Genomic DNA, 14,916 nt, shown 5'->3' on the forward strand with positions numbered 1-14,916 from the left:
CCGGCGCGCCGTCTAAACGTCAAAGCGCAGCACGTAGTGGCCGGCCACCAGGTGGTGGCCGGGCGGCAGCAGGTAGGGCGCGTCGGCGCCGGCGTCGCCTATCCTGGCGACGAAGCGCAGCTCCTCGTCGAGGTGGTAAAGCGCCTGCGCCGGCGCGATGCGGCCGATGTGGAAGCCCTGCGGCGTAGCCTCGAAGCTGAAGGCGTTGCGCGACAGGCCGATGCGGTCGGCGCTGGCGCCGTCGGCGCCGTCGCCGCATTGCAGGAAGCGCGGCCCGTCGAGCAGGCGCAGCGCCGCCAGCGCCGGCGCGTTGCGGCCGAACACGAAGCGGGCGCCGCCGGCCACCGCCAGGCCCACCGGCTGGGCCAGGCTGAGCGTGGCGCAGTAGCGGTCGGCCAGTTCCGGGCCGACCGCCAGCAGGTTGATCGCGCGGGCGTCGACCGGGGTGAAGCTGGCCGGCGCGCTGATGCGCTGACGGCCGGCTGCGGTGCTGGCGTACAGTTCGTCGGCTGCGTTGACGCTGAAGCAGATGGCCGGCTCGGCGCCGCCGGTGAGCGCCAGCGCGCCGTCAAACGGGATTTCCAGCGCGCTGGCACCGCTGTCGCGGTAGCGGCTCAGGCGCGGCAGCGCCAGCGCCACCACGCTGACGCGTTGCTGCGCCAGCGGCGCATAGGTGGCGTCGCTCTCGGCGGCGCGCGCCTGCGGGCGGTGGCTCAGCGGCAGCGCGGTCGGTTCCAGCCCCGGCGCGGCCGGGTGCGCCGACGGGCGCGGCTGCCACACGGCGGGCTTGACGGCCTTGGGCGCCAGCGGCACGGGCGCGACGACCGCCGAGTGTGGCATCACCCGCGGCGCGCCGACCCGGGCGATTTTCAGCAGCAGGCGCGCGCCGGCCTCGCGTTTCGAGCTGATGGTGTAGTGGCCGCGGGCGGCGTCGAAGCGGCACTCGAAGGCGTCCTTCGGGCGCATTTGCACCTCCAGCGGCGCGTCCGGGCCGTCGTTGATGAGCAGCACGGCGCCGTCCTCGCCGAACGGCCAGCCGGCGGCGGCGAAGCTGGCGTGGCCGCCGTCGCCGCCGATCAGCGCCAGGCGCTGGTTCGGGTAGATCGGGCAAACCGGCTGCCACACCGCGCTGTCGCGCGAGACGCTGACGTTGTACAGGATTTTTTCGTCGGCCGCCGGCAGGTAGACGGCGTGGCCGAAGCGCACTTCGACCTGGCCGGCGCGCAGGGCCTCGGCGCCGACGACGTCGTAGCGTACCTGGTCGGCGCCGAGCAGGTCGCCGAAATCCTTCTGGTGCAGCGCCGTCAGGGTCTGCGCCAGTTCGCGCGTCTTGGCGCCGCGGGTCAGGTGGTAGTCGTCCTCGACCTCCTCCTGCGGCAGCATCAGCGTCACGTGCGAGAAGCAGCGCGTGGCGGCGCGGCCCTTGTGTTCGCGCGGGCTGCGTTCGAGCAGGTCGCGCAGCAGCGGACGGCGGGCGAACAACGCCAGGCCGGGCGCCTGCCAGATCGCCTCGCCGTTGAACACGTCGGGGACTTTGCCTATGACTTCGTGCTGGACGTAGATCGGCATGATGGATTCTCCTCTAAAGATAATGCGCTGGCCGCGCTGAACGCTAGCAGGGGGCACAGGAAAAACAGCAGGTGGCTGCCGCCGGCGGACAGGAAGCTCATCGGCTGCCCCATGATCGGCAGGATCGCCAGGTTGGTGCCCCAGGACAGCAGCAGGTGGCCCAGCACGAAGGCGGCGCCGCCGCACAGGGTGAAGTAGCGGAAGCGGCCCAGCCAGGCGTGGCGGTGGTCGCGCGCGGCGGCGCCGGCGGCGTGGCCGCGCAGCGCCGTGCGCAGCAGGCCGACGATGAAGGCCGCTTGCAACGCCCATAGCAGCAGGGCGCCGACCAGGCCGTGGCGGTTCAGGAAAAAGGCCGGCGCGAAGTCGTCCTGCACCGCCGGGATCAGCAGCGCGGCGCCGGCGCCCTGGCCCAGGCCGGCCAGGCCCAGCTTGGCGTCGGCGCCCCACCAGCCGCCGTCGCCGATGGCGCGCGCGCCCAGCAGCAGTTGCTGGCCGGTGTGGGGATGCAGCGCCGGCGCCAGCCAGGCCTGGAAGCGGTCGGCGTAGAAGTCGCCGGCCGGCGCCGCCTCGCCCGGGTCGGCGCCGCCGTGCATGCCGGCGATGGCGCCGGCCGCCAGCAGCACCAGCAGGGCCAACGCCGCCGCCAGGGCGCGGTTGCGCGCCGCCAGCGCGTAGGCGAACGCCATCGCGGTGCCCCAGACCAGCAGCAGGATCAGCGGCGAGTAGTCGTCGACCTGGACCAGCGCCACGCCCAGCAGGGCCAGGAACAGCAGCGCCGGCGCGATCAGGCGCAGCCAGCGCGCGGCGCGGCTGTCCCGGTGGTGGTCGTCGCCATGCCAGCCCAGGCGCAGCGCCAGGCAGTGCGCGCTCAGGGCGGTCAGGGCCAGCTTGGCCAGTTCCACCGGTTGCAGGTCGAAGACGCCGGTTTCGTCGCCCCACAGCACCTGCATGGCCAGCGCGAGCAAGGCCAGCGCCGCCAGCGCGGCCAGTACCGCTTCGACGCCGCGCTGGCTGGGTACGCCCGTGCGGCGCGGGCCGCACAAGCGCCAGGCGCCGCCCAGGCCGGCGCCGATGGCCAGCAGGGCGGCGCTTTTCTGGTAATAGCGCAGCCACGAGGTTTCCATGCCGCCCAGGCCGAGTTCGAGTTGCGCCAGCAGGCCGGCCGCCAGCAGCAGCACGGCGGCGGCGCCCGCCAGCGTGAGGCGTCCCGGCAGGGCCAGCCATAGCCACAGCGCGGCGCCGGCCAGCGCCATCGACTGGGCCGCGGCGGGGGCGTGGCCGGCGCGCTGTAGCGCCAGCGCGGCGACGCCGCCGAGCAGTACCGCGGCGCACGCCAGCGCGTCGGCGCGCCATGACCGCGCCGGCGGCTGCGGCCGCAACGTGGCCGCCAGCAGCGCCGCCAGCGCCAGCGCCAGGGCGCACCACAGCGGCGTCGCGGCGGCGCCGCTCCACAGCGCGCGCCGCTGCCATTGCCAGGTCAGCGATGGCGGCAGCTGCAGGCCCGGTGCGCTGAACAGGGTCACGCGCCGGCTTGGCAGCAACTGCAATTGCCCGTCGGCGGCGCCGAGCTGGAAGCGGGTGTGGCCGACGACGATGGCCTGCACGCCGTCCAGCGGCAGTTCCTGGCGGCGCAGGTCGGTGTCGAGGCCGTGCGCCGACAGGGTCAGCGCGGCGCGTTCGCCGTCCGGGTTGCCGGCCGCCAGTTGCAGGCGGCCGTCGATGCGCGCCAGCCAGGCCGCGCCGGGCGTGACGTCGGCCAGGCCGAGCCGGTTGGCGCAGTGGACGTTGCCGCCGAAGGTCAGCGGCCGGCCTATCGTCAGTATCGCCGGCAGGGCGCGGTTCCACAGCGCCAGCGCGCGCGCGCCGAGGCGGGCGTCGGCGCAGGGCGCCTGCGCCTGGCCGTCGCGGTACAGCACCGCGCCGTCGTAGCGCCAGTGGTGGCCGTCGCGGGCGAAGCCGACGCTGGCGGCGTCGGCGTCCTCAACCTCGAAGCGGGCGGCGCCGATCTGGAAGGCCTGGCGCGCCGCCAGGCTGGCGCTGCCCATGCGCCGCTCGCCGGCCGCGCTGTGCAGCACCACCTGTTTGGCGGCGCTCAGGTTGCGCAACCACCAGGCGCCGGCGCCGTCGCGCCGCAGCGCGATATGGTTATGGTCGGCCTGCGCCGCCGCCAGCTCGTGGCGGCCCAGCGCGACGCTGCCGCCGGCGTCCAGGCTGACCGTGATGCGCGCCGGGAACCAGGCGTCGGGCGCGCGCCACAGGCTCCAGGCCTGCAGCAGCAACAGCAAGGCTAGCGCGCAGGCGGTGGCGGCGCGCGGCGTTGGCCGCAACGCGATCATGCCGGCCCCGACGTGGCCGTGGGCAGGCCGGCGCGCACGGCCGCCAGCATGCGGCTGATTTGCAGCGCGTTGTCCGGCCTCCCGGCGGGGGCCGCGTCGAGCAGCGCCCGCAGCATGGCCAGTGCGGCGCGGGCGCAGGCGGCGCCAGCCGCCAGTGCCACGCGGCGGCTGAACAGCGCCTCCTCAACCGGCTCCAGCGTGGCCGGCATGGCGCCGCCGCCGTGGCGCAGCAATAGCGCGGCGCCACCGGCCTGGTGGTCGCGGTAGGCCTGGCCGCAGGCGTCGCAAAAGCGCAGAGGGGTGCCGCCGGTGGCGAGGAAGTAGAACAGCGCGCCCAGCGCGAAGTAGTCGCTGCGGGCGTCGCTGGCGTAGCCGCCGCCGGCCTGCGGGAAGAACTGCTCCGGCGCCTGCCAGCTGGCGGTGCCGGCGTAGGTCTGCGGCGCCGCCTCGGCTGCCGCGCGGTTGGTGCCGAAGTCGGCCAGCTTGACGCTGTGTTGACGGGCGTCGAGCAGCACGTTGGCCGGTTTCAGGTCGAGGTAGCGCCAGCCGTACTGGTGCACCTTGGCCAGCGCCTGGTTGAGCTGGCCGGTCCAGTCGAGCAGGCGCGCGAAGGGAACGGCGTGGCCGGCGCTTTTCAGGCCGGCGACGTGCTGGCCGAGGTCGCCGTCGAGCAGTTCCAGCGCCAGCACCGGCAAGCCCTGGTGGCTGCCGCTGTCGAGCAGGCGTACGATGTGGCGCTGGTCCCATGCTTGCAGCGACTGCAGAAAGGCGATTTCATTGGCGGCGCTGGCGACCCAGCGGACGCGCTGGCGCGGCTGGGCCAGCGCCATCTGCGGCTGGTTGACCAGTTTGAGGGCGACCTCGCGCAGGCCATGCGGACCGCTGGCGCGCCAGACGACGCCATAGGCGGAGCTGGCGATCTGTTCGCGCAGGCGGTAATGCCCGCGTTCCAGTGTTATGATTGCGCCCGCTGCCAACATGCTTCCCCCGTGTCGCGACGACGGCGGTCGCCGTCATGCGGAATTAGTCGGGGGAGGGGGAAAGAGACAGCGTGGTCAAAAAAGCAAAGACAAAAAGCCGGGGTCAGATTTTAAGGCCTGACCCCAGGGTTACGCCGTTGGTTTTGAATATATCAAGGTTGCAGCGGAATTGCGGGCGCGCTCTCGCGGGGTCAGCGGTTGTGGCCGTAGTGGCGGTCACCGCGGTCGTCCCAGTCGCGGCCGTGGCCGTGGCCATGACCACGGTAGTAGCCGCGGTCGTAGCCGCGCTGTTCAACGTAGACCACGGCGGGCGGGCTGTAATAACGTGGCGCCGGCTCGTAGTAGACCGCTGCCGGACGCTCGTAATATACCGGGGCCGGACGCTCGTAGTACACCGCGGCGGGGGGCTCGTAGTACACCGGGGCAGGGCGCTCGTAGTACACCGGCGCCGGCTGGTAGGCGCGGGTCTCGTAGTAGCCGCCGTTGTAGTTCGACGAACGGTGGCCGCCGCCAATGCTGTTGCCGACGACCGCGCCGAGCACGCCGCCGACGATGGCGCCGTCGCGTCCGCCGGTGTTATGGCCGATGGCCGCGCCAACGGCAGCACCCGCCACGGTGTTAAATTGACGGTCGCCAGCGACGGCCGCCGAAGAGACGGTGGCCGCGACCAGCACGACCGCGCTCAGAATAATTTTGTTCAACATGGCGTTTCCTTCACTTCGGTGTGACCTGAATGATCTCCGTATGGGTTCACTATAACGTGCCGCCCCGAAAAAACCACGCCTTATACAACTCCTTACAAGTGGCATGCCGCGCTTACAAGGCGGCGCCGCCGCGCCACTCCGGACGCAGCAGGCTGTACAGCTTGGCGTCGCGCATCGTGCCGTTGACGAAAAACGTCTGCCGCAGCGTGCCCTCCTCGATGAAGCCGCACTTTTGCGCGACCCGTTCCGAGGCCAGGTTGAGCGGGTCCATCATCAGCTCCAGGCGGTGGTACTGGTAGGCCTTGAACAGGTGGTCGACCAGCAGCCGGGTGGCCTCGGTGGTGTAACCGTGCCCAGCCAGGCTAGGCGTGAACAGGCGGTAGCCGATTTCGCGGCACTGCGGGGTGCGTCCCTCGAAATGCAGGATGGCGCCGACGATGTGGTGCAGATTGTCCTCGATGACGAACATCTCCCTTTCCTCAGTGACGAAGCCGTTCAGCATGAAGTCGCGGCGCATCGCCTCGGGCGACTTGAACTGCGACGAAAAGTACTCGCCGCGCGAGGCAAGGTCGTTGGTCAGGGCGATGAAGACGTTCAGGTCGGCGCTCAACACGTGGCGCACGGTGCAACGGGGGCCTTTTAGCATGGGGGCTTTCAAACGCGGTTCGGCCCTCATGTTAGTCGAATAAAAATAGCAATGCAAACGCCGTGGCGCGGCGCCAAAAACTGCTGCGCAAACTTGCTAAATGCGCTATTGTTTGCGATCCCTCGCCCAGCGCCAGGGTGCCAGTCATTTCCGTCAATGCCACTTCCCGAGGACCCGCATGCCAGCCGTTTTCCATTTCATCCCGCGCCGCCACCTGTTGAGCGTCCTCGTCGCCTGTCTGTTCAGCGCCGGCGCCGCCGCGGCCACGCCCACACCCATGCCTGGCAACGACGCCGCCACGCTGGCGCAGATCCGCGACAGCGCGATGCAGAGCGACTGGGCCTACCAGCGTTTGGCCGACATGACCGACCTGATCGGGCCGCGCCTGAGCGGTTCGGCCGGCGCCGCCGCGGCCGTCGAGCAGGTTGCCGCGGCCATGCGCAAGCTGGGCGCGAAGGTGACGCTGCAGCCGGTCAAGGTGCCGCACTGGGTGCGCGGCGCCGAGAGCGCCGAACTGGTCGAGTACGCGGGCCGTCCGGCCGGCGTCAGCCAGCGGGTGGTGCTGACGGCGCTGGGCGGCTCGGGTGCCACGCCGGCCGCGGGCCTGACCGCGCCGCTGCTGATCGTGCGTAGCATGGACGAGCTAAAGGCGCGCGCGGCCGAGGTGAAGGGGCGCATCGTGCTGCTCGACGTGCCGTTCGACCAGCAGATGGCCGACCGCGGCCTGGCCGGCCCGGCCTACGGCCAGGGCGCGCGGGTGCGCTTCGCCGGGCCGAAGGCGGCCGCGGAGTTGGGCGCGGTGGCGGCGCTGGTGCGCTCGGTCGGCGGCGCCGACTATCGCATCGCCCACGCCGGCGCGACCATGTTGGACGACGGCTTGCGCATTCCGGCCGCCGCCGTCACGGTGGAGGACGCGCTGCTGATGGGCCGCCTGGCCGCGCGCGGCCCGCTGAGCATGCACCTGACGCTGACGCCGCAGATCCTGCCGGACGCCGACAGCTTCAACGTCATCGCCGACCTGCCGGGCAGCGACAAGGCCGACGAGGTGGTGATCGTCTCCGGCCATCTCGACTCCTGGGACCTGGCCACCGGCGCCCACGACGACGCCGTCGGCGTGGCCGGCGCGATGGCGGTGCTGGAAACGCTGCACCGGCTCAAGCTGCAGCCGCGCCGCACCATCCGTATGATCGCCTGGATGAACGAGGAGAACGGCGGGCGCGGCGGACGCGCCTATTTCGATGCCAACAAGGCGCAGCTGGAGCGCCATGTGGCCGCCATCGAGAGCGATTCCGGCGGCGGCCGCCCGTTCGGGATTTTGGCCAGCGTCGGGCCGCGGGCCGAGAAGCTGTTCGCGCCGCTGCGCGCGGCGCTGACGCCGATCGGCGCGCACGCCTTCACGCGCCGCGACGCGCTCGAGACGGGCGACCTGCACATGCTGGAGAGCGGCGGGGTGCCGAGTTTCGAGCCGCTGGTCGATACCCACGACTATTTCCATTACCACCACACGGCCGCCGACACGCTCGACAAGGTGGCGCCGGAGAATGTGCGCCGCCACGTCGCGGTGATAAGTTCGCTGACCTGGTTCCTGGCGAATATGGAGCAGCCGATCGGGCGCGCGCCGGCGCAGGTGGAGTAGGGGAGGTTTGGTAGGTCGGGTTAGCCGGAGCGGCGTAACCCGACTGGCGTCGGCGGCGGCTCGGCGTCAGATCGCGTTCAGCGGGATCTTCAGGTAGCGCACGCCGTTTTCTTCGGCCGCCGGCAACTGGCCGGCGTTGATGTTGACCTGGATCGCCGGCAGGATCAGCGTCGGCATCTCCAGCGTGGCGTCGCGGCGGCTGCGCATGTCGACGAACTGTTGTTCGCTGACGCCGTCGCGGATGTGGATGTTGCCGGCGCGCTGCTCGGCCACCGTCACCTCCCAGCGCGGCGCGCGCCCGGCCGGCGGATAGTCGTGGCACATGAACAGGCGCGTCTCCGGCGCCATCGCCAGCAGGGTCTGCACCGACTGGTACAGCGCGCTGGCGCTGCCGCCGGGGAAGTCGCAGCGCGCCGTGCCGACGTCGGGCATGAACAGGGTGTCGCCGATGAAGACGGCGTCGCCGATCTGGTAGGCCATGTCGGCCGGGGTGTGGCCGGGAACGTGCAGCGCGCGCGCCTCCAGGCGGCCGATCTGGAACACCTCGCCGGCCTCGAACAGGTGGTCGAACTGGGAGCCGTCCAGCAGCGCCGGCCGTTGGTTGAAGACCGCCGCGAAGGCCCGCTGCACGGTGCGGATCGCCGCGCCGATGCCGATGCGCCCGCCCAGCTGTTGCCGCAGATAGGGCGCGGCCGACAAATGGTCGGCGTGGGCGTGGGTTTCCAGCAGCCAGCGGCAAACCAGGCCGTGCTCGCGCACGAAGGCGACCACCTTGTCGGCCGAGACGGTGGCGGTGCGGCCCGACTTCGGCTCGTAGTCGAGCACCGAATCGATGACCGCGCAATCGAGGCCGTCGGCCTCGTAGACGACATAGCTGACGGTGGAGGTGGCGGGGTCGAAAAACGCTTGTATTTGTGGCTTCATGGCGGATGGTCGATCTGAAATGTTGTCAGCATTATAGTTGTAAATACACGCATGCCGCGCGCCGTTATGCGGAAAGCGCATATGGCGTCCCTGCTGTGCGCCCGCTAGCGGCGCCCGGTGTTAGGCTGCGAGCTCACCAAGGAGATGCCCATGAACGCAGCACAACCGGACAACGCGCAGGACAACCGGCAGGACAACGCCGCACAACGGGCCGTGGAACAGAATGAATACCGCGGCTTCACGATTTCCGTCACGCCGGTCAAAGACCGCGACGATCTGTGGGACTTCGAATACCGCATTGTACGGGATGGCCTGGACGCGGCGGCGCGGGCGGCCGGCGACATCACGCGCAGCCAGACGCTGGGCGGCTATCCGGCGCCCGAGGTGGCGCGCCTGGCGGGCTGGGAGGTGGCCAAGATCGAGGTCGACAACCTGCTCGCGCTTGAGCAAAAATAAACCGTTTAGCCCTTTCGGCGATAACGAAGCACGCCGCGGCGGGCTTCGTGCTAGGATTTCCGTTATTCACAAGGAGGCGACCATGGATGGCGGTTCGAAGATTCATTACAAGGGATGGGAAATCGTGCCGCTGGCGCTGCCGGCCGGCGAGCGGCAGTGGAGCGCTAGCTGCGACATCGAGCGCGCCGGCGCCGACGGCGTCGAGGTGTTCGAGGGCGCGACCATGCAATTCGTGCGCGAGAGCGAGGACGATGCCATCGCCGCCGCCTGCGACGAGGCCATCCGCCAGATCGACAACATCATCGCCAACCCCTTGGTGCGCTTGGCCTGACGCGGCGCGGACCGAGAGGTGCCGGCGAAGCATCCAGCACGCCGGGCCACGGCTTGTACAATTCCAGCGCCCAGTTGCGCCCGGGGCGCCGAGCAGCATGTTGTTGCAGATCTTGGCCGCCTGACCGGTAGCGTCTGCGGACCTGCGCAGCGGCCTCGTTTAGTTAGCACAACTGGCCCTGCGCCGGCTGCTCCGGCGCCACTGCGGGCTGCTCGCGGGCCAGTTGCGGCCCCTCGCTGGCGGCCCGGTTGACGGCCGCGCCGACCGGAAACCAGGCGAACGCGTCCGGTCCCAACGCCGCCGTGCGCAGCAGGTGCTCGGCCTGCTCGGGCGCCAGCGCCGGGTCGAGCCAGCGCGCCGCGTCGGCCGGGTCCAACGCGACCGGGCGGCGGTCGTGCACGTCGACCATGCCGCCCTCGGCGTCGGCCGTCACCAGCGCGAAACCGGCTTCGGCCTTGTGCTCGTGGTAGGGGCCGAAGTTGGCCAGCACCGCCAGGAACACCGGGCCGCCGTCGTGGCGGTGGATATGCCACGGCTGGCGCTGCGATTTCGGCCCGGTCCACTCGTACCAGCCGTCGACGGCGACGATGCCGCGGCCGTTTTTCAGCAGCGCGCCCCAGTAGCCGTTGCGGATTTTTTCCTGCCGCGCGCACGAGGCGATGCCCAGCCCCTTGGCGCCGCCCCACGGCGAGCGGTAACCCCAGTGCAGGTCGTCGACGCGGCGCCGGCCGTCGGCGATGTGCAGCACCGGGCGGTAGCTGCCGGGCGCGACGTTGTAGCTGGGCGCGACGTTGTAGCTGGGCGCGGCCGCGCTGTCGAACAGCGCGTCGGTCCAACCGAAGGCGCTCACGTGGCTGGCGGCGGTCTGGTTCTGGTCGAATCGTCCGCACATATGCTCTGTCCTCTTTTGTCTAATGTCGCTTAGTGCCTATGCCGCGAACGCAGAAAACCCACGGGTCGGATTGGCGGTACGCGTAATCCGACGAAAATCCTTAACTTGGCGCCTTGGTCGCCAGGTCGATCTGGTGGCGCAGGCGCGCCCGCGCGGTGGCCGTCGGTTCGGCCAGCGCCGCCGGCGCCTCGCGCTGGCTGCTGCCGGTGATGCGCGCGATGGTCGCCTTCAGCGACGCCACGTCGTCGTCGAAGTCGCCGTGGCGGGCGGCTTGGGCGGCGTCGGCGTGGCCGGGCGTGTGCGTGTTCGGCGAGCGCACCCAGTCGGCCGCGCCGGCGGCGAACAGCTTGGCCAGCGCGGCGTCCTGGCGGATGAACTTTTCCATGCCCAGCAGCGGTTCGCCGTCCGGGTGCGACAGCGGTTTGCGGTAAATGGTTTCAAACGCGTTCGACACCAGGTACAGCAGCGACTTGTTGTAGATCCGGGCGCAGTTGTCGTCCTGCTCGGCGCGGTCGGTCAGCGTGAACAGGGCGAATTTTTTCACGCTCTTGTCCTTGATCGCCGGCAGATAGGTCTGGTGGAACAGCTCCATGGTGCAGGCCGGCGCCCACAGCGTGCAACTGGCCACGCTCAAGCCCAGGCCGGCGCTGCGGCTCCTGGCCAGCGGCCCGCCCTTGAAGGCGCCCCTGGTGCACAGGTATTGCAGCAGCGCCGCGTGGAAGATGCCGCCGGCGCTGTGGCCGACCAGGTGGATTTCAACGTCGGCGTCGGCGCCGACCAGGCGGGCGATCTCGTCGGCGACGATGCGCGCGCCGCCGGTCGGCGAACTGGTCGCCAACAGCGCGTTTTCCTTGATTTCGCTCCACTGGGCCTTGCCGGTGAAGACCCGCCCGACCGGTTCGAGCAGGTCGTCGAGGCGATCGAGCATGAAGTCCTTGGCGCTGTCGAGCGCGCCGTCGGGGCGGCGCCGGCGCAGCGCGTCGCTCAGCATATTGGCCAGCGTGGTCCAGTAGTCGGTGCGCCAGATAAAGGCCAGCGGGTAGCATTCGGCGTCGAGCATGGCCTTGCGGTATTCGGCGAGGTGCTGCAGCGCCGCGTCCTGGCCGGTCAGGCCGCCGTGGGCGTACAGCACCAGGCGTTTCTTTTTCCAGCCGGCGGTGATGCGCGGGAAATCCTGCTGCAGAATCTGGCGCATCATCGCGGCCGAGGTGGCGATCTCGCCGTGCTCGTTGAGCTGGCCGTCGTTCTTGATGGCGACCACGTGCGGCCGGATTTCGCTGTACAGGAAGGACTTGGCGCGCACCGCGCCGACCGCCGCCAGGCCGTCCCGCGGCAGGCCGCTCGGCAGCAGCACCGGCACGCCCAGCCGGGCCACCCAGACGTCGCTGCCGTTTTGCAGCCAGTCGGCGTAGGAGATGCGCCCGAAGCCTTGCCGGCCCCAGTCCGGCCCCCAGGAATTTTGGATCCAGAAGCCGTGCTCGTCGTAGGCGACGATGGCGAAGGCGTGGCCGCCGATCATCACCGGGTCGTGCTCGATGAGGCCGTCGGCCTGGACCTGCTGCCAGCCCTTGTGCACGCTGGCGCTGGCGTACAGCACGCCCACCTCGGTGATGGCGGCGTGCATGTCGACCAGGTTTTTATGGTTCACGCGCCGGTAGGCGCCGAGCGGGCGCGCGGCGGCGTCGCGCACGACGGCGTCGCTGAGCACGCCGATTTGCTTGCCGGGGGCGCGGCTCCACAAGGGTTCGGCGCAGACGCCGTGCTTGTACCAGCCCTTGATCGCTCCGCGGCAGCTCGAACCCTCGTAGTCGACGCCGGCCCACTCGTCGTAGCGGCGCGCCATGTCGTAGAACATCTGCGGGCTGACCGCGCCGAGGTCGGCGCTGTCGCGCCGCGTGCACAGCAGGTAGTGCGCCACCGTCGCCAGGCCGAAGCCGGTGCAGGCGCCTTCGCTGCCTTGGTCGAGGATGGGTACCAGCGCGCGCTGGTACTGCTCCAGTTCGCGCCGCAACGGTACCTCGACCAGCGTGGCGACGTACATGATGTCGCGGAAATCGATCGAGTCGGCGCGCGTGACCAGCTTGCGCGGCTTGCCGGCGGCGTGGATGCGCGGCGCGTCGGCCTCGGCGGCGGTTTTTTTCGGAGCGGCTGTTGGCATTGGCATCCTTTAATCGGTGGGGTGCTGCAAATAGTAATTTGAAAAGGTATTTTAGCAACACTTCGCCGGGGCGCGGGCCGAGTGTTGGCTGGCCGCTACTTGAAAGCAATTTATCGCGCGTTCCACATCTTTTTTCTTGCACAAGTCAGCTTCTAGAAATCGTCCAGTGATCGCGCCGCTGTTGCTGGCATCACATCAAGTTGAATCAATTTCTCTATCAAGCGCGCGGCGTCGAACGGTGCCTTGACCTTGACGTCATTGTCGAAGTAACAGTAGATGTCGCGGCTGGCGCGCTTGGGCGGCTTGGCGTCGGCGATCTTGCGCGCGTCCGCCGGCTCGGCGCCTTTGCTCCAGGCGGCGATACGGGCGGCCCAGCGCTCCAAGGCCTCGTCCGTGTAGCCGCTGGCGTACAGTTCCTTGTCGCCGTGCAGGCGCAGATACATGAAGTCCGCCGTAACGTCTTCGCAGTAGGGCCACTTGCCGGCCGTGTCGGCGACCACCAGCGCCACGCGGTATTTGCGCAGCAGAGCGATGAAGGAGGCGTCTTCAAAGCTGGCGTGGCGAATTTCCATGGCGTGGCGCAGCGGGCGTTTCTGGTCGATGCTCAGCTCGCTGCGTTCGCGCATGCGCGGCTCGCAACGCCGCGCCAGTTCCAGCGCCTGTTCGCTGTCGTGCGGCAGCAGGCTGAAAAACTCTTCGACCAGTGCCGCGTCGTAGCGAAAGCTGGGCGGGAACTGCCACAGGAAGGGTCCCAGCTTGCCGCGCAGATTGAATACGCCGGAGGCGAACACGTTGGCCAGAGGGCTGTCGATGTCGCGCAGGCGCTTGACGTGCGTGATAAAACGGTTGCCCTTGTGGCTGAAGACGAAACCCGGCGGCGTCGCCGCGTACCAGGCGGCGTAGCTCTGCGGCCGCTGCAGCGCGTAGAACGAGCCGTTCAGTTCGATACTGGGCAGCGCGCGCGACGCGTATTCCAGTTCGCGCGCCTGGGCCAGCCCGGCAGGGTAGAACGCGCCGCGCCACGGCGGGTAGCGCCAGCCGGAGATGCCGATGTAGATGTTTGCCATGTCGACTCCGTTTTGAGGGTGGGAGAGCATATAACCAAGGGCAAGAGCTGGGGTGGCGCCGCTGTTTACTGTGTGGGCCGCGTTCCATTCGTGGTGCATACGGCGTTGCGTCGTTTCAAGGTGAAACAAAATATGGAACGTTACAGTAAAATAGGATGCCCGGTCAGAATTCGGCCATTTTTCCTCTTCCAATGTTAACCCGTTGATTATGCGGCCGATTTGTTCAGAAACGGCGCGCGGTACGGGCCGCGCGGCCTCCTTGGCACGGTGCTTGCAATACCATACTCAATACCTATCAACGCAACCATGCAAGCAAAGGATGAACACATGAGCCAATACTCCGCAGGCGCCGCCTTTCGCAAGGCAGTACAAGAGGAATCCCCATTGCAGGTGGTCGGCGCAATCAACGCCAACCACGCTTTGCTGGCCAAGCGCGCCGGCTTCAAGGCCATCTATTTGTCGGGCGGCGGCGTCGCCGCCGGCTCGCTCGGCCTGCCGGACCTGGGCATTTCCAGCCTGGACGACGTGCTCACCGACGTGCGCCGCATTACCGACGTGTGCGACCTGCCGCTGCTGGTCGACGCCGACACCGGCTTCGGCTCGTCGGCCTTCAACGTCGCCCGCACCGTCAAGTCGATGATCAAGTTCGGCGCCGCCGCCATGCACATCGAAGACCAGGTCGGCGCCAAGCGCTGCGGCCACCGTCCGGGCAAGGAGATCGTCAGCAAGCAGGAAATGGTCGACCGCATCAAGGCCGCCGTCGACGCCCGCACCGACGAGAACTTCGTCATCATGGCGCGCACCGACGCGCTGGCCGTCGAGGGCCTGGAAGCGGCGCTGGAGCGCGCCATCGCCTGCGTCGAAGCCGGCGCCGACATGATCTTCCCCGAGGCGATCACCGACCTGGCCATGTATTCGCAGTTCGCCAAAGCCGTCAAGGTGCCGGTGCTGGCCAATATCACCGAGTTCGGCGCGACCCCGCTGTTTACCACCGATGAGCTGAAGGGGGCCGACGTCGGCTTGGTGTTGTACCCGCTGTCGGCCTTCCGCGCGATGAACAAGGCGGCCGAGAACGTCTATACGGCGATCCGCCGCGACGGCACCCAGCAGAACGTGGTCGACACCATGCAGACGCGCATGGAACTGTACGAACGCATCGACTATCACACCTTCGAGCAAAAGCTCGACGCGCTGTTCGCCGCGCAGAAGAAGTAATC

At 69.3% G+C, this 14,916-nt stretch carries 13 protein-coding genes; 4 read left to right on the forward strand and 9 right to left on the reverse strand.

Annotation, left to right across the window (positions count from 1 at the left end; translation table 11 throughout):
- Window positions 1-12 precede the first annotated feature (12 nt).
- The 5 genes from ACFDR9_RS07765 to ACFDR9_RS07785 all read right to left on the reverse strand — a co-directional run bounded on the left by ACFDR9_RS07765 (window position 13) and on the right by ACFDR9_RS07785 (window position 6,235).
- The gene (locus ACFDR9_RS07765) at window positions 13-1,569 is read right to left on the reverse strand and encodes a hypothetical protein (RefSeq protein ID WP_409030625.1); all 1,557 of its coding nucleotides are present in this window, start codon (window positions 1,567-1,569) and stop codon (window positions 13-15) included.
- Entirely contained in the window at window positions 1,539-3,905 is a 2,367-nt protein-coding gene (locus ACFDR9_RS07770; protein ID WP_409030626.1) for an FtsW/RodA/SpoVE family cell cycle protein, read from the reverse strand. The genes ACFDR9_RS07765 and ACFDR9_RS07770 overlap by 31 nt, the downstream gene beginning before the upstream one ends.
- On the reverse strand, window positions 3,902-4,885 hold the full coding sequence (locus ACFDR9_RS07775; protein WP_409030627.1) for a serine/threonine-protein kinase: 984 nt from the start codon (window positions 4,883-4,885) through the stop codon (window positions 3,902-3,904). The genes ACFDR9_RS07770 and ACFDR9_RS07775 overlap by 4 nt, the downstream gene beginning before the upstream one ends.
- A 191-nt stretch (window positions 4,886-5,076) precedes the next feature.
- A complete protein-coding gene (locus ACFDR9_RS07780) occupies window positions 5,077-5,589 on the reverse strand; it encodes a glycine zipper 2TM domain-containing protein (protein WP_409030628.1) in 513 nt (170 codons plus the stop codon).
- 112 nt (window positions 5,590-5,701) lie between these two features.
- Window positions 5,702-6,235, reverse strand: a complete 534-nt coding sequence (locus ACFDR9_RS07785; RefSeq protein ID WP_409030629.1) for a GNAT family N-acetyltransferase — start codon at window positions 6,233-6,235, stop codon at window positions 5,702-5,704.
- 178 nt (window positions 6,236-6,413) lie between these two features.
- Here ACFDR9_RS07785 and ACFDR9_RS07790 point away from each other — a divergent pair, with 178 nt between their 5' ends.
- A complete protein-coding gene (locus ACFDR9_RS07790) occupies window positions 6,414-7,871 on the forward strand; it encodes a M20/M25/M40 family metallo-hydrolase (protein WP_409030630.1) in 1,458 nt (485 codons plus the stop codon).
- Window positions 7,872-7,937: 66 nt separating this feature from the next.
- On the opposite strand, the gene ACFDR9_RS07795 is transcribed toward ACFDR9_RS07790, so the two are convergent.
- The gene (locus ACFDR9_RS07795) at window positions 7,938-8,795 is read right to left on the reverse strand and encodes an MBL fold metallo-hydrolase (protein WP_409030631.1); all 858 of its coding nucleotides are present in this window, start codon (window positions 8,793-8,795) and stop codon (window positions 7,938-7,940) included.
- 150 nt (window positions 8,796-8,945) lie between these two features.
- Between ACFDR9_RS07795 and ACFDR9_RS07800 the strand changes: the two genes are divergently transcribed.
- Window positions 8,946-9,251 (forward strand): hypothetical protein, encoded by a 306-nt coding sequence (locus tag ACFDR9_RS07800; protein ID WP_409030632.1) that lies wholly within the window; start codon window positions 8,946-8,948, stop codon window positions 9,249-9,251.
- Window positions 9,252-9,333: 82 nt separating this feature from the next.
- Entirely contained in the window at window positions 9,334-9,582 is a 249-nt protein-coding gene (locus ACFDR9_RS07805) for a hypothetical protein (RefSeq protein ID WP_017875182.1), read from the forward strand.
- 163 nt (window positions 9,583-9,745) lie between these two features.
- Here ACFDR9_RS07805 and ACFDR9_RS07810 read toward each other — a convergent pair whose 3' ends face one another.
- The 3 genes from ACFDR9_RS07810 to ACFDR9_RS07820 form a co-directional block, all read right to left on the reverse strand.
- Window positions 9,746-10,474, reverse strand: a complete 729-nt coding sequence (locus ACFDR9_RS07810; RefSeq protein ID WP_409030633.1) for an SOS response-associated peptidase — start codon at window positions 10,472-10,474, stop codon at window positions 9,746-9,748.
- Window positions 10,475-10,574: 100 nt separating this feature from the next.
- Window positions 10,575-12,632 (reverse strand): C1 family peptidase, encoded by a 2,058-nt coding sequence (locus ACFDR9_RS07815; protein WP_409030634.1) that lies wholly within the window; start codon window positions 12,630-12,632, stop codon window positions 10,575-10,577.
- A gap of 152 nt (window positions 12,633-12,784) precedes the next feature.
- Window positions 12,785-13,699 carry a DUF72 domain-containing protein gene (locus ACFDR9_RS07820; RefSeq protein WP_409030635.1) on the reverse strand — a complete coding sequence of 305 codons (915 nt, stop codon included), beginning with the start codon at window positions 13,697-13,699 and terminating at the stop codon, window positions 12,785-12,787.
- A 327-nt stretch (window positions 13,700-14,026) separates the two neighbouring features.
- Here ACFDR9_RS07820 and prpB point away from each other — a divergent pair, with 327 nt between their 5' ends.
- Entirely contained in the window at window positions 14,027-14,914 is an 888-nt protein-coding gene (prpB, locus tag ACFDR9_RS07825) for a methylisocitrate lyase (RefSeq protein ID WP_026132513.1), read from the forward strand.
- The last annotated feature ends 2 nt before the right edge of the window (window positions 14,915-14,916 follow it).

The organism is Janthinobacterium sp. CG_23.3 (genome assembly GCF_046115965.1).
Lineage (GTDB): Bacteria > Pseudomonadota > Gammaproteobacteria > Burkholderiales > Burkholderiaceae_D > Janthinobacterium.